This window comes from Halpernia sp. GG3, from assembly GCF_052976925.2.
In genome coordinates this window covers 139,686-153,681 of sequence record NZ_JBRIIR020000017.1, presented here as the reverse complement: position 1 = coordinate 153,681, position 13,996 = coordinate 139,686, and the positions used below count along the sequence as shown (strand labels likewise).

Below are 13,996 nucleotides of genomic sequence, written 5' to 3'. Positions count from 1 at the left end.
ACAAAAAAAAGCTTTTTGTGCCTGATTTTCAATAAACTTTGATTTTAGAATAAATAATTTACCTCATAATCAAAAGCAATTTCTCAAAAACCATTCCACGAAAGTTTTTATGCCATTTTGAAAGTTCGTTTCCGGCGCATATCCCAAAAGTTTTCTAGCTTTAGAAATGTCGGCACTTGTTCTTTTTACATCGCCTTGCTGCAGCGGAAGTTGATTAAGTTTTGCTTTTAATTTTAAAGCATTTTCTAAAGTGGAAATCATTTCCTTTAATGTAATGACTTCACTCTCACCAAGATTGATAATTTCATAAACATTTTCATTTTCCTCTAAATAATTAATGGATTTTAAAACACCGTCGATAATGTCATCAACATAAGTATAATCTCTCGCCGTCGAACCATCGCCGAAATAGGGGATTTCTTGATTCTCAGTCATCAATTTTGCAAATTTATGAATCGCCAGATCTGGTCTTTGTCGCGGTCCGTAAACAGTAAAAAACCGTAACTGGATCATATCAATACTGTACAAAGATTGGTAAACATGCCCAATTACTTCGACACATTTTTTAGTTGCTGCATATGGTGAAATTGGATGATCTACATTATCAGTTTCTGAAAAAGGTATTTTATCATTATTTCCGTAAACGCTGGAGGAAGAAGCGCAAACAAACTTTTTTACATTAAATTTTTGACACAATTGAAACAGATGTTGCGTTCCTTTAATATTCACTTCTTGGTATTCCAAAGGTCGCTCAATAGAAGGTCTTACACCCGCTAAAGCTGCAAGATGGATAATTAAATCTATTTTATTTGATTTAAATATTTCCTCTAAACCTTCATAATCTCTGATATCCTGAAAATGAATTTGGTAGTTTGCAGAACTTACTTCAGATTGCAATTTTTGAATATCCGAAAGTTTATTGGTGAAGGTAAAATCTATAAATTTCCCAACCGATTCCAGCGTATTTTTTATTTTAATTTGATAGTTATAAAAATCATCAAAATTGTCAATGTTAATGACAGAATGTCCTTTTTTAAGTAAATTTTCTACCAAATGAGAACCGATAAAACCGCTTCCGCCCGTTACAAGGTAATTCATATTTTAAATTCAAATAACAAAATTAAGCAAACAAAACGTAAAACGATTGCGCTTTAAAATTCTTATTTTTACAAAAATAATTTAAATGAAATCGCCATTACCAAAATTCAAAAACATAAACCGATGAAGGTTGGCGATACCATATGACCTTAAAAAATATATATTTACATATGAAATTCTCCGGGCAACTGTTAAAAATGATCACTGAAAATGGAAAACCCATTCAATATTACCTAAATCTTTCGGGTGATATGATTCACGTTAATCAATTATTTAATAGAAAAATCAGTCTTAAACATATTGGTTATGAATGCGTAAACTGCGGAAGTGAGCAAAAAGTTTTTCGCATGGGATTTTGCAAAAAATGTTTTTTTGAGTCGCCTTACGCCAGTGAAACCATTATCCGACCTGAACTTTCTACTGCACATTTGGGAATTGGCGAACGGGATTTAGCCGTTGAAGAAAGTATCCAACTAAAACCACATGTCGTTTATTTGGCCTACACCGGCGACGTGAAAGTTGGCGTGACGAGAGAATCTCAAATCCCAACAAGATGGATTGATCAAGGCGCGACTTTCGCCTTAGAGATTGCGCGGACGGAAAATCGTTATGAAGCCGGTATGATTGAAGTGGCGATGAAAGAGCATTTTGCGGATAAAACCAATTGGCGAAAAATGCTGCAGGATGATTTTGAAGGCGATTTAGATTTAAAAGATTTCAGAGAAAAAGTACGCGACTATTTTCCAGAAGAATTCAAAAATTTCTATTTCAATGAAGGCCAAGTCGAGCGTTTGGATTTCCCTTATGAAGCGCCGGAAAAAATCACGTCTTTTACTTTAGATAAAAACCCAGAATTTGAAGGTGTTTTAAAAGGAATTAAAGGACAATATCTTTATTTTGAAGGTGGGAATTTTATAAATGTGAGAGGTCATGAAGGTTATGTGGTGGAGTTGGAGGTGGAATGAAATTAAAGGATTAAAGGATTGAAAAAATTATTTTCCATTCAAAAAGTATTTTTATTGTTTATAGCATTTGTAATTAGTGTTATTTACATAAATATTTATAAATTGGAAATACCGAGAAAGTATTTATTTATGATAAATTTTTTTTACTTTACACCAAGTTTTATACTCTTTTTAGTTTTTTATATTTTTAAAATAAGAAATAATAGAGGAAAAATTTTTGTCATTTTTCCTCTATTAACTTTATTATTATTTTTAACAATTTTTATAATAAAATTGATACGTAATTATTTTAGATAAACCGTTCCAAAACACCCGTCAACCGATTCACGTCATGCACGCCACTTTCTTTATAAAGTAATTCCCCCTTTTTAAAAACCGCCAAAGTTGGAACACCTCGAACGCCATATTGTGAAGCGATCGCAGGATATTGGTCGATGTCAATTTTTACAATTCTGGCTTTATCGCCTACATTTTCCTTCACCGTTGTCAAAACTGAAGACTGCACTTTGCACGGTTGACACCAAACGGCAAAAAAATCGATTAAAACCGGACGTTCAGATTGTATCAATTCTTGAAATTTTGTTGACATGAGAGTAGAAGTTAGAAATTGGACTTTAGAAATTAGATAGAAGATTTTGACAATTTATTTCTTTTCAGCAAATGGAACATTGCAATTTCCACTAGCGCAACCCAGTTTAAAGACAGCCATTCCGGCGTAATACAAACCGATTAAACCCATCCACCAAACCTGGTCTTTGACCGCTAAAAGAATAAAAAAGAGACCGCCAACCAAATAAATAATGCGGCGCAGATCCCAGGAAATTAAATACTTTTTCATTTGTTACTTCTTATTTTAATATTTTTTGTTCTAAACTGTTCCAGCCACCGCCATTATGAACTTCGATAAACCCATTTTTTTCAAGCATCGATTTTGCAGAAGCACTTCGCATTCCACTGGCGCAGCAGGTAATAATTGGTTTGCTTTTATCTAATTTATTCAAATTTTGTGATAAATTTTGAAGCGGAATATTTGTAGAATTTTTAATGTGCCCACCGCTAAATTCAGTTTCTGTACGCACATCAATAATTTGCGCACCGTTGTTCATCAATTCTGCAAAACTGACCGAATTGCCACCGAAAAGATTTTTAAAAAATTCTAACATCGTTTTAGTTTTAATTATCGCTTATTAAATTAATAAAGCGTATTTATTTTTTCTTTAAACTTATAAATAACTCACTTCCATTTCTTTCAGGAATACTTTTCAGAGATTCTTCCATTTTTAAAATCTCAAAATATTTTTTGAAGAGAAACGTATATTCGGCCAAACTTCCACCAAACGGCGGGCCTTTTTGCTCAAAATTTCTATTAAATAAAAGTCCGATAATTTTTCCATTTTCGGGGAGCAAATCAGCGGCTTTTTTCACGTATTTACTTCTGTCAATTGTTGGGATCGCACAGAAAAAAGTTTGCTCAATCATAAAATCATATTCCCCTTCATGTTGAAAAAAATCGCCACAAAAGATTTTCACTTCTTTATTTCCTTTAAATTTTTCCTTTAAAATCTCACACGCTTTTGGCGAAATATCAATAATAGAAATATCTGAAAAACCTTCTTTTAAAAGAAATTCCGCTTCATAAGCATTTCCACAACCTGGGATTAAAATCTTACTGTTTTTATCTGAAACTTTTTTAAGATAATCTAAAATTGCCGGTGAAGCGCAACCGATATCCCAACCAATTTCTTGCTTTTGCCATTTGTCTTCCCAATAATTCTGAGCTAAAGATTCGCCTTTTTTTAAAGTGCCACAACTGATTATATCTTTCAATTTATAATTCTTGAGTTAATAAAAATAGATTTTCATCCATTAAACCTGTCACTTCATGTTGTTCATTTAGTGGAATTTCATACGTGTCAAATGTTTTAAAATGGTGGTTTTGATTCTCGATAGAAAAATTAATTTCTCCTTTCAAAACGATTAACATTGTCGGAACGCTTGCTTTATGTTTTTGTAAAACACCATTTTTTCCAAGTGCAACAGAAAATTGTTTTACTTTTTTAGTTTTCTGGATAATGGTAACTTCAGGTTTATCCGTCCAGTTTATTTTTTCTGTGATGTTCATTAGATTAGAAATTAGACATCTATATTTTACTAAAAATTAAAGCGTTTTCGATTGACAGACAAAATCACTTTGTGGTAAAGTAGTTTCTTTAATCTTGGCAAAACCGCCATCAATTTCTGAGAAATTTCTGATGCCGTGAGATTGTAAAATACTTGCCGCGATCATACTTCTATAGCCGCCCCCGCAATGAAGAAAAAAATGTTCGTCTTTATTCACGGTTTTTAGCCATTCGCTGATGTTTGAAAGTGGTCTGCTGAACGCCTCATCAACATGTGATGCATTGTATTCACTTGGTTTTCGCACATCGATTACTTTAGAATTTTCATTAAATTCACTTTCAAATTCCTTTGCCGAAATTCGATTTATCTTGTCTATTTCTTTGACTGCATTTTTCCAGGAAATGAAACCGCCTTTTAAATAACCAATTACATTATCAAAACCAACTCTGGACAATCTTGTAATCACTTCTTCTTCAGAATTTTCATCAGAAACTAACAAAATTGGTTGCTTCACATCTACGATCATCGAGCCAACCCAAGGTGCAAAATCACCTTTTATACCAATGTTTATAGCGTTTGGAACAAATCCTTTTGAAAAATCTTCTGCACTTCTTGTGTCTAAAATAAGTGCGCCAGTTTCTTCTGCAACCAACTCAAAATCTTCCACAGAAATTGGATTTTTACCTTTTTTTAAAACACTTTCGAAACTTTCGTAGCCACTTTTATTCATCGCCACATTCATGCCGAAATATTTCGGTGGTGCAGATAAGCCATCTAAAACTTCCGCAATAAAACTTTCTTTATTTGGCTGATTTAAAGCATAATTTGTTCGTTTTTGATTTCCCAAAGTATCGACCGTTTCTTTCTGCATATTTTTTCCACACGCAGAACCTGCGCCGTGAGCAGGAAAAACAGTAACATCGTCTGCTAAAGGCATAATCTTCGTTTGCAAACTGTCATAAAGCATTCCAGCCAGATCTTCCTGCGTCATACTTCCAATTTTCTGCGCTAAATCTGGCCTTCCAACATCGCCCAAAAACAAAGTGTCACCCGAGAAAACAGCAGTTTCTTTTTCGTTTTCATCAATTACCAAATAAGTACAACTTTCTAAAGTGTGACCCGGTGTGTGCAGCACTTTTATTTTAATTTTTCCAAGATGAAAAATCTGTTCATCTTTTGCCACAATTATTTCAAAATCTGTTTTTGCGGTTGGTCCATAAACAATTGATGCGCCAGTTACTTTGGCTAAATCAACATGACCTGAAACGAAATCTGCATGAAAGTGAGTTTCAAAGATATATTTCAATGTCACATTATCTTTTTTTAAACGATTGAGGTAAGGACTAATTTCACGCAAAGGATCCACAATTGCGGCTTCATTTTCAGAAACGATGTAATAGGCGCCTTGTGCTAAACAACCTGTGTATATTTGTTCTATTTTCATTTTATTTTTTTAAAAATCAATCTTGAGAGGCAAGTTATGTACTATCACTGCACATCTAAAATTTTCAATTCATTTTCACCCATTTTAAAAGTATCACCGACGTTCTTTTGCTGGATTTTTTTAAATATAGGCGCTTGTTCTGAAAAACAAATCACTTCTTTTCCGTTAAATTTGAAGTTAGCTGTAGAGACACCCACGAAAAAATAAAATTTATCGGTTTCTATGACGCTTCCACGCTCTATCTTGTCTGTGATTTCTTCCGATAGATTTTGTAGAAAATTTAAATCTTGCTTTGATGAGCGCAAAAATTGCTCAAATCTCAATTGCATTTCTTTTGCCTGAGCTTGGCTAGAAAAGTCCTGTGAATCTAAGGTAGAATCCTCATCTAAATCAGATGCTTTACGGAAACGTTCCACGTTTACTTTAAGGTTTTCTATAATTTTTCCTTGCTCTTCAATTATTTTATCTAAAAGTTTTTTCTTTTCCATGTTTCTCTTGTTAATTAACAAAATTAATGAATTATAAATTAGAAAAAACTCACGTAAATTTTAAAATAGATCATCAAATAAAAAAAAGTAGATCCGGTTTAAACTTATAAAAAAATACGTGACACTTGCGGCGAAAAGTAATTTTCATGATTTTATTTATTTTGTCTAAATTTAAACTTTGAAAAATCATAAAGGTGGCTGGTAAAGAAAAATTTATCCAAGAACTTACAACCAAATATACCACAAAAGGTGATTTCATAACCTTGGGAAAATTACCCGATCATTGAATGTTATGACGCAGGACAGCTAATCCAAAATTTAGGAATTGGTGAAGCATTTATTACGGCTTTAGACGAAAAAGGAATTCCTACGCCGTCAGTTGCAACTTATTTAATTTCACCAGAAAGTAGAATGGACGTTTTATCAGACGCCGAAGTTGCAACGCTAACGAGTCAGTCTGCATTGGTTCAAAAATATGAACAAACAGTAAATAAAGATTCTGCATATGAAATGTTGACAAGCAGAATGGAGCAAGCTGTGCAAGCCGTCGCGCCAGAAGTTAAAGTCACGATGGCAAAAACGCAACCCAATATTTTTCAGGAAGTAATAGGAAGTCGTGCCGGATAAAATTTTATGTCCACTTTAGCAAGAGAAGGCGCGAAATTTGTGTTGGGAATGATCACAGTAAAAAGAAGATAGAAATTTAATTTTAAAAAAAATACCAGTCTGAAATTTAGATTTAATTTTTCAGATTTTAAAGAAAATAATGTATTCAATTATAGATATAGAAAGCAATGGCGCTGCCTTTCGGGAAGAACAAATCACAGAAATCGCCATTTATAAATTCGATGGGCATCAGGTTTTAGACCAGTTTATTTCGATGGTAAATCCGCAAAGTGAAATTACACCTTTCGTACAGAAATTAACGGGAATCACCCAAAATATGGTACGAACGGCGCCGAAATTTCATGAAATTGCGAAAAGAATTGTTGAGATAACTCAAAATACAACCGTCGTTGGTCATAATGTAGATTTTGATTACAGAATGTTGCGGCAATCATTTTCCGCTTTGGGATTTGAATTTGAACGTGAAACCATCGACACAATTCCACTTGCAAGAAAATTAATTCCTGAAGAAAAAAGTTATTCTTTAAGCAAACTTTGCAAATCCATCGGCATTCCTTTAACGGAAAAACACCGCGCAGGTGGCGATGCGAGAGCAACTTTAGATCTGTTTAAATTACTCATGCTGAAAGACCAATCCGCAGAAATTATTCAAAAACAACAGGAAGAAGCGCGCTCAAAAACTTTTTTAAATAAAATAAAAAAATTGACGGAAACTCTGCCTTCGAAGAAAGGTTTGGTTTACTTTCAGGATGAAAACGGAAAATTACTTTATCTAGATTATGTCACAGATTTGTATAGGATTTCAAAAAATATTCTGAATTCTAAGGCTAAAAAGTGGTACCATATTCAGCAATTATCAGAGCAGATTAATTATGAATTGGTTGGAAATGAAGTTCTTGCGAGAATTTTAATGCTTAATAAAAAAATCACAAAAGATAATCGTGCATTATTTGGATTGTTTTATATCAATGAAAAATTCAGCATAAAAAGATTGACTTCTGTAAAAAAAATAAAACCATTATTAAAACTGAAATCCTTTTCGCAGGCCTCAAAAGTGTTGAAATATGCGGAAGAAAAAGCAGAATTTAAGGATTTTGAAAACTTCAATTCTATTATAAATTTAGAAAACCGTAATGAATTGTGGATTTCGGAAGGCCGAACTTTAGGCGAAAAATCCTTTATGATAATTGAAAATGGACTTTTAACAGGTTTCGGTTTTTATGAATTATACCACCAAATAAAATCTTGGGAAATGATAAAAAAACTTAAAATTGATATTTCTTTTGAGCCGAAACTTATGGAAAATTATATGAAATTGGGACTTTTGAAAAATTATTTTGAAATAATCCCACATCCAAAAAAAAATGAAATTGCTAAAGAGTAATAAAGTCCATTTTCTAAATAGTTCATTATTCAATAAAAAAAATTATTTTTGTCAAAAATTTAACTGAAATAAAATGAAGGTTCACACATCTATAAAAAAGTTTGCGGCAAAAGGGAAAAAGTTTTTCTCTAAAGCAATCTTCGTAGATTAAGAGCCAATATTTAATAATATTTGTAAAGCAGGCTCTTTTGTAGCCTGCTTTTTTAATTTAAAAAACAACCTCATGACAGATAAAACCTTACTTAAAATCGCACAGGAATTCAGCACGCCAACCTATGTTTATAATGCAGAATCTATCAAAACACAATATCAAAAACTAACAGATTCTTTTACGAAGAATACCCGTTTCTTTTATGCTGCGAAGTCTTTAACCAATATTAATATTTTAAAATATATTAAAAATTTAGGCGCTTCGTTAGATTGCGTTTCCATTAGTGAAGTAAAGTTGGGATTAAAAGCGGGGTTTACGGCTGATCATATTTTATTTACGCCAAACTGTGTAGATTTCACAGAGATTGAAGAAGCAGTTGCGCTTAAAGTTCACGTCAATATTGATAATATTTCTATTTTAGAGCAATTTGGTACAAAATACGGAAATTCTTATCCCATTTTTGTGCGTATTAATCCACATATTTTTGCAGGTGGTAATTATAAAATTTCGACGGGACATATTGATTCAAAATTTGGGATTTCTATTCATCAATTAAGACATATTGAACGCGTTATAAAATCTACAAATCTACGCGTAGAAGGACTTCACATGCACACAGGAAGCGAAATAAAAGACGTGGACGTTTTTGTGCAGGGTTTAGAAATCTTGTTTGAAATGTCAGAAAATTTTCCAGATTTGAAATATCTCGATATGGGAAGTGGTTTTAAAGTGCCTTATCAAGATGGTGATCTAGAAACGGATGTAAAATCTTTAGGTAAAAAAGTGGAAAAAGCCTTGTCTGATTTTAATAAAGAGCAAGGCAAAAAACTCGAACTTTGGTTTGAACCGGGAAAATTTTTAGTGAGTGAAAGTGGTCATTTTATTGTGAAATCAAATGTAATTAAGCCAACAACGGCGACCACTTTCGTTGGTGTTAATTCTGGGTTTAATCATTTAATTCGTCCAATGTTTTACGATTCTTACCACAAAATAGAAAATCTTTCTAATCCAAAAGGTGCAGAAAGAATTTACACGGTAGTCGGAAATATCTGTGAAACCGATACTTTTGCGTGGGATAGAAAAATAAATGAAGTGCGTGAAGGCGATGTTTTGGTTTTTAGAAATGCCGGCGCTTATGGTTTTGAAATGAGTTCTAATTTTAACTCCCGTTTAAAACCGGCGGAAGTTCTATGGTTAGACGGAAAAGCGCATCTTATTAGACGGAGGGACGAGTTTGAAGACTTATTGAGAAATCAGATTGAGGTTATTTAAACATGAAAAAAAGTATAATACTTTTCTTTTTAATTTCAGTTCTAGGTTTCTCGCAAGAAAATGGCATTTATCTATATCCTGCTGGACAAGTAGCTTATTTTGGAGGAAAACAACAGATGTATAAAGATTTACATAAAAATTTGGTGGAACATAATTTTGAAAAATGCAAAGACACACTTCAGCATTTTAAAGTTGCGCTTATTATTAAAAAAGATGCGTCTATTTCAATAATTAGAAATACAGACGATTCCTTAGCAATTGCCCAAAATAAATGCGCTTATGATCTTGCAAAGAAAGTTCTTCCTTATTTGAAAAATTGGAAACCAGCCATTTATCAAAATCAAAAAACAGCAGCGATTTATGAATTCGATTTTATTCCTAATGATTTATTTGAAAATTATGAAGAAGACTACATAGGAATTCCTATTCAAAAAAATCAAGTTCGTTTTCCTGGCGGAATTAATGAATTTAGGAATAAATTTTCAAAAGAGTTTAATCTTTCAGGTTTAGATTCTAACGAAAAAATAAATTGTCAAATAAAATTATCAGTTAATAGTAAGGGTGAAATGTTTGATATAAGTGCTAACTCGACACCACATAATTCAGATTTCGAAAAAAGTTTACTTTCTGCTCTAAAGAAAATAAAAACAAAGTGGATTATTCCTAAAGGTTATGATCTTTCTAAAAAACCATTTAACTTCACATTAAATTTCAATTTACAATCGCAATAAATTACCTGCCATTCTGTCCTAATTTTTCTATCTTTGCAACTTGAATTTAAAATCTAAAATTCAAAATTTAAAATTTTTAGAAGTGCAGGAAAAATATATAGACGAAACTAAACAGGGCGAAGCCTACGCAATAGCAGAAAAACCTGGGAACGGCAAGAAATTATTCTTGGAAAGTTACGGTTGCCAGATGAATTTCTCAGATTCTGAAATAGTGGCTTCTATTCTAAATGACCAAGGTTACAACACGACTTTAAATGTAGAAGAAGCAGATTTAATTTTATTAAATACCTGTTCAATTCGTGAGAAAGCTGAGCAAACCGTGAGGATGCGTTTGGCGCAGTTCAAAAATTTAAAGAAAGAAAAACCGAGCATTACAGTTGGTGTTTTGGGTTGTATGGCAGAACGCTTGAAAACCAAGTTTTTAGAAGAAGAACAATTAGTAGATCTAGTTGTCGGTCCTGATGCTTACAGAGATTTACCAAATCTTTTGAAAGAAACGGACGATGGAAGAGATGCGATAAACGTGATTCTTTCCAAAGAAGAAACGTACGCAGATATCAATCCCGTTCGCTTGGGCGGAAACGGCGTCACTTCTTTTGTGACAATTACAAGAGGTTGCGATAATATGTGCACATTTTGTGTCGTTCCTTTTACCAGAGGTCGGGAGAGAAGCCGTGATCCGCATTCTATTTTAGAAGAATGTAAAAATTTAGCCGAAAACGGCTATAAAGAAATCACACTTTTAGGTCAAAACGTCGATTCTTATTTATGGTTTGGCGGCGGTCCGAAAAAAGATTTTAATAAAGCATCAGAAATGCAACAAGCAACAGCCGTTAATTTCGCGCAATTACTTGGAATGGTTGCAGTTGCGGTTCCGGAATTACGCATCAGATTTTCAACTTCTAATCCGCACGATATGTCGGAAGATGTTTTTCACACGATTGCAAAACATGATAATATTTGTAATTACGTTCACCTTCCTGTGCAAAGTGGAAGCAACCGGATTTTAGAAAAAATGAATCGCCAACACACGCGCGAAGAATATTTACATTTAATAAAAAGAGCCAAAGAAATTATTCCAGATGTTTCATTTTCACAGGATATGATGGTTGGTTTTTGCACCGAAACTGACGAAGATCACCAGCAAACTTTGAGTTTAATGCGTGAAGTAGAATTCGATTACGGTTATATGTTTTCCTACTCAGAACGTCCTGGAACGCCGGCCCACAAAAAAATGGAAGATGATATTCCAGCAGATTTAAAACAAAAAAGATTAGCCGAAGTCATTGCTTTACAAGGAGAATTATCCCGAAAAAGAATGGAAGGTTATTCCGGAAAAGTCCATCAGGTTTTAATTGAAGGCGTTTCTAAAAAGAATAAAAACCAATGGAAAGGCCGGATCTCACAAAATGCAGTTTGCGTTTTTGATATGTTAGAAGGTCAGAAATTAGGGGACTTTGTTGATGTTTTTGTCCATGGAAATACTCAAGGCACACTTTTAGGAGAAACGGTTTTATAGTTTGGGCAGACAATTGACTTTGTCGAAGGCTTACTTATTATTTATGCAGCATTTCCGCCTTCCGTTCCCACTTTTTTCTATTCCGCTTTGCTACATAGAAAAAGAGTTTCACTCAAGTCGGGCTGCAATTTTTGCGAGAAATCAATATAGTTTTTATAAAATTATTAGACGAGAATATTTAGAAAACACATTGTAATTTTACATTATACAAAAAAGATAAATGACAGATTTACAATCCATAAAAACGCGATTCGGCATTATCGGAAATTATCCGGTTCTTAATCGTGCTTTAGAAAAAGCCGTGCAAGTTGCGCCAACTGATATTTCAGTTTTAGTGATGGGAGAGTCTGGAGTTGGAAAAGAGTTTATTCCAAAAATAATCCACGGTGAATCCCGTAGAAAACACCAACCTTATATTGTCGTAAATTGTGGTGCAATCCCAGAAGGAACCATAGATTCGGAACTTTTTGGACATGAAAAAGGCGCTTTTACTGGCGCAACCTCTACCAGAAAAGGTTATTTTGAAGTCGCAGATGGCGGTACAATTTTTTTAGATGAGGTTGGCGAATTGCCATTGCAAACGCAAGTTAGACTTTTAAGAGTTTTAGAAAGTGGCGAGTTTTTTAAAGTTGGTTCTTCATTAGTACAAAAGACGAATGTGAGAATTGTGGCCGCAACCAATGTTAATATGATGAGCGCCATTACAAACGGAAGATTTCGGGAAGATTTGTATTACCGATTGAACACTGTTCAAATCGATATGCCTGCTTTGCGCGAAAGAAAAGGCGACATTCATTTGCTTTTTAGAAAATTTGCCATAGATTTTGCTGAAAAATACAGAATGCCAGAATTAAAATTGACCGATGACGCGGTGAATTATTTAGAAAATTTTCCATTTCCTGGAAATATTAGACAATTAAAAAATTTGGTAGAACAAGTGACTGTTGTTGAGCAAAATAGAGAAATTAATGCGGTGAAATTAGCAGAATATATTCCGGTGCTGAACCAACTTCCTGCGGTGATTCAGAAAAACAATAATTCATCCGGGTCTTCGTCAGAATTTAATTCCGAACGCGACATTATGTATAAGATTTTGTTTGATATGAGGACTGATCTAAATGATTTAAAATCTTTAACTTCAGAACTTATTAAGAACAGAACAAGCGAAGATTTTAGCAATCAGGAAAAAAATCTTATTAATAGAATTTATACTTCGGAGGCTCCGCCACAAAATTCCAATTCTTTGCTTTATTTTGAAAATTCCAAAAATACCGGCAATTTTAACAATCAAAATTCACAGCAAAAGGAAGCAGAAGATTATCACGATGTAGAAGATATTGAAATTGAAGAGCCAAAAACCGATTCACTTTCACTTCAAAATAATGAACGCGAACTTATTGTGAAAGCTTTAGATAAGCACAAAGGAAGAAGAAATAAAGCTGCGAGCGAACTTGGAATTTCCCAGAGAACGCTTTATAGAAAAATAAAACAATATAATTTAGAAGAATAAGGATGGAAGTAAGACTAAATATTAAACCAATCGATTTTAACTTCGGCGATTATCTAAGCCAGGGTTTTGAAATTTTGAAGAAGAATTATGGTAAATATCTTGGTGCTTTTTTAATAACCATTTTAATGACTATTATTCCTTTTTGTACATTATTGGCTTTTGGAAATTTTTATAAATTTTGTCATAAAACCTTTAATGGGGAACCAGCGGAAGCTTCGGATATTTTTAATTTTGAGGATTTTCTTATCTACTTTTATTTACAGTTGATCATTTTCGGGGCAGTTATCGTTTTTGAAATTCCCCTCTTATTAATCATTTTCCTTTCACATCAAACTTCAGAATCTTTCAGTTTTTTAATTCCAATTTACGCTCTCTCATTAGTTATATTTAGTTTTTATTTTATTATAAAAGGCTTTTACATGCCAGCGCTAATATCTGTGGCAAATGTTAAAGATATTAAAACAGCTTGGAAGATGTCTCAAACTATGACCAATGGAAATGCGTGGAATATTCTGCTTTTCGCTTTCGTAATAAGTTTTTTAAGTCAAATTGGAATTATACTGTGTTTTATTGGGGTTTTGCTAACTTTACCGTACAATTATGTTTGTCAGTTTTTAGCTTATGAGGATGCGATCAAACAGATTCAATTTGACGAAATAAAAGAAATAGGAACAATTTAAAATTGA

16 protein-coding genes are annotated in these 13,996 nt (G+C 33.2%); 8 read left to right on the top strand and 8 right to left on the bottom strand.

Features of this window, described 5'->3' with window-relative positions:
• Nucleotides 1-69 precede the first annotated feature (69 nt).
• Complete coding sequence (locus ACVBED_RS10135; RefSeq protein ID WP_447120168.1) at nt 70-1,098, bottom strand: GDP-mannose 4,6-dehydratase; 1,029 nt, start codon at nt 1,096-1,098, stop codon at nt 70-72.
• Nucleotides 1,099-1,268: 170 nt separating this feature from the next.
• Between ACVBED_RS10135 and ACVBED_RS10130 the strand changes: the two genes are divergently transcribed.
• On the top strand, nt 1,269-2,063 hold the full coding sequence (locus tag ACVBED_RS10130) for a DUF2797 domain-containing protein (protein WP_447120167.1): 795 nt from the start codon (nt 1,269-1,271) through the stop codon (nt 2,061-2,063).
• A gap of 289 nt (nt 2,064-2,352) precedes the next feature.
• Here the strand turns inward: ACVBED_RS10130 and ACVBED_RS10125 are convergent, their stop codons facing one another.
• The 7 genes from ACVBED_RS10125 to ACVBED_RS10095 are packed head-to-tail and all read right to left on the bottom strand — an operon-like array spanning nt 2,353 to nt 6,116.
• A complete protein-coding gene (locus tag ACVBED_RS10125) occupies nt 2,353-2,652 on the bottom strand; it encodes a thioredoxin family protein (RefSeq protein ID WP_447120166.1) in 300 nt (99 codons plus the stop codon).
• Nucleotides 2,653-2,706: 54 nt separating this feature from the next.
• Nucleotides 2,707-2,901: a hypothetical protein gene (locus tag ACVBED_RS10120; RefSeq protein ID WP_447120165.1), complete on the bottom strand. Its 195-nt coding sequence runs from the start codon at nt 2,899-2,901 to the stop codon at nt 2,707-2,709.
• Nucleotides 2,902-2,911: 10 nt separating this feature from the next.
• Nucleotides 2,912-3,226 carry a rhodanese-like domain-containing protein gene (locus ACVBED_RS10115; RefSeq protein WP_447120164.1) on the bottom strand — a complete coding sequence of 105 codons (315 nt, stop codon included), beginning with the start codon at nt 3,224-3,226 and terminating at the stop codon, nt 2,912-2,914.
• Between the two features lie 43 nt (nt 3,227-3,269).
• On the bottom strand, nt 3,270-3,890 hold the full coding sequence (locus ACVBED_RS10110) for a methyltransferase domain-containing protein (protein ID WP_447120163.1): 621 nt from the start codon (nt 3,888-3,890) through the stop codon (nt 3,270-3,272).
• Between the two features lies 1 nt (nt 3,891).
• Nucleotides 3,892-4,185 (bottom strand): cupin domain-containing protein, encoded by a 294-nt coding sequence (locus ACVBED_RS10105; RefSeq protein WP_447120162.1) that lies wholly within the window; start codon nt 4,183-4,185, stop codon nt 3,892-3,894.
• A 36-nt stretch (nt 4,186-4,221) separates the two neighbouring features.
• Nucleotides 4,222-5,628, bottom strand: a complete 1,407-nt coding sequence (locus ACVBED_RS10100) for an MBL fold metallo-hydrolase (RefSeq protein ID WP_447120161.1) — start codon at nt 5,626-5,628, stop codon at nt 4,222-4,224.
• A 44-nt stretch (nt 5,629-5,672) separates the two neighbouring features.
• Complete coding sequence (locus tag ACVBED_RS10095; protein WP_447120160.1) at nt 5,673-6,116, bottom strand: hypothetical protein; 444 nt, start codon at nt 6,114-6,116, stop codon at nt 5,673-5,675.
• A 279-nt stretch (nt 6,117-6,395) separates the two neighbouring features.
• Here ACVBED_RS10095 and ACVBED_RS10090 point away from each other — a divergent pair, with 279 nt between their 5' ends.
• The 7 genes from ACVBED_RS10090 (at nt 6,396) to ACVBED_RS10060 (ending at nt 13,990) form a co-directional block, all read left to right on the top strand.
• A complete protein-coding gene (locus ACVBED_RS10090) occupies nt 6,396-6,743 on the top strand; it encodes a helicase HerA-like domain-containing protein (protein ID WP_447120608.1) in 348 nt (115 codons plus the stop codon).
• A 115-nt stretch (nt 6,744-6,858) separates the two neighbouring features.
• Entirely contained in the window at nt 6,859-8,127 is a 1,269-nt protein-coding gene (locus ACVBED_RS10085; RefSeq protein ID WP_473095071.1) for a 3'-5' exonuclease, read from the top strand.
• A 223-nt stretch (nt 8,128-8,350) separates the two neighbouring features.
• Nucleotides 8,351-9,550 carry a diaminopimelate decarboxylase gene (lysA, locus tag ACVBED_RS10080; RefSeq protein WP_473094961.1) on the top strand — a complete coding sequence of 400 codons (1,200 nt, stop codon included), beginning with the start codon at nt 8,351-8,353 and terminating at the stop codon, nt 9,548-9,550.
• A 2-nt stretch (nt 9,551-9,552) separates the two neighbouring features.
• Nucleotides 9,553-10,281 (top strand): hypothetical protein, encoded by a 729-nt coding sequence (locus tag ACVBED_RS10075; protein ID WP_473094960.1) that lies wholly within the window; start codon nt 9,553-9,555, stop codon nt 10,279-10,281.
• Between the two features lie 82 nt (nt 10,282-10,363).
• Entirely contained in the window at nt 10,364-11,800 is a 1,437-nt protein-coding gene (gene miaB / locus ACVBED_RS10070) for a tRNA (N6-isopentenyl adenosine(37)-C2)-methylthiotransferase MiaB (RefSeq protein WP_473094959.1), read from the top strand.
• 220 nt (nt 11,801-12,020) lie between these two features.
• Nucleotides 12,021-13,310: a sigma-54 interaction domain-containing protein gene (locus tag ACVBED_RS10065; RefSeq protein ID WP_473094958.1), complete on the top strand. Its 1,290-nt coding sequence runs from the start codon at nt 12,021-12,023 to the stop codon at nt 13,308-13,310.
• A 2-nt stretch (nt 13,311-13,312) separates the two neighbouring features.
• Nucleotides 13,313-13,990, top strand: a complete 678-nt coding sequence (locus ACVBED_RS10060; protein ID WP_447120154.1) for a hypothetical protein — start codon at nt 13,313-13,315, stop codon at nt 13,988-13,990.
• Nucleotides 13,991-13,996 lie beyond the last annotated feature (6 nt).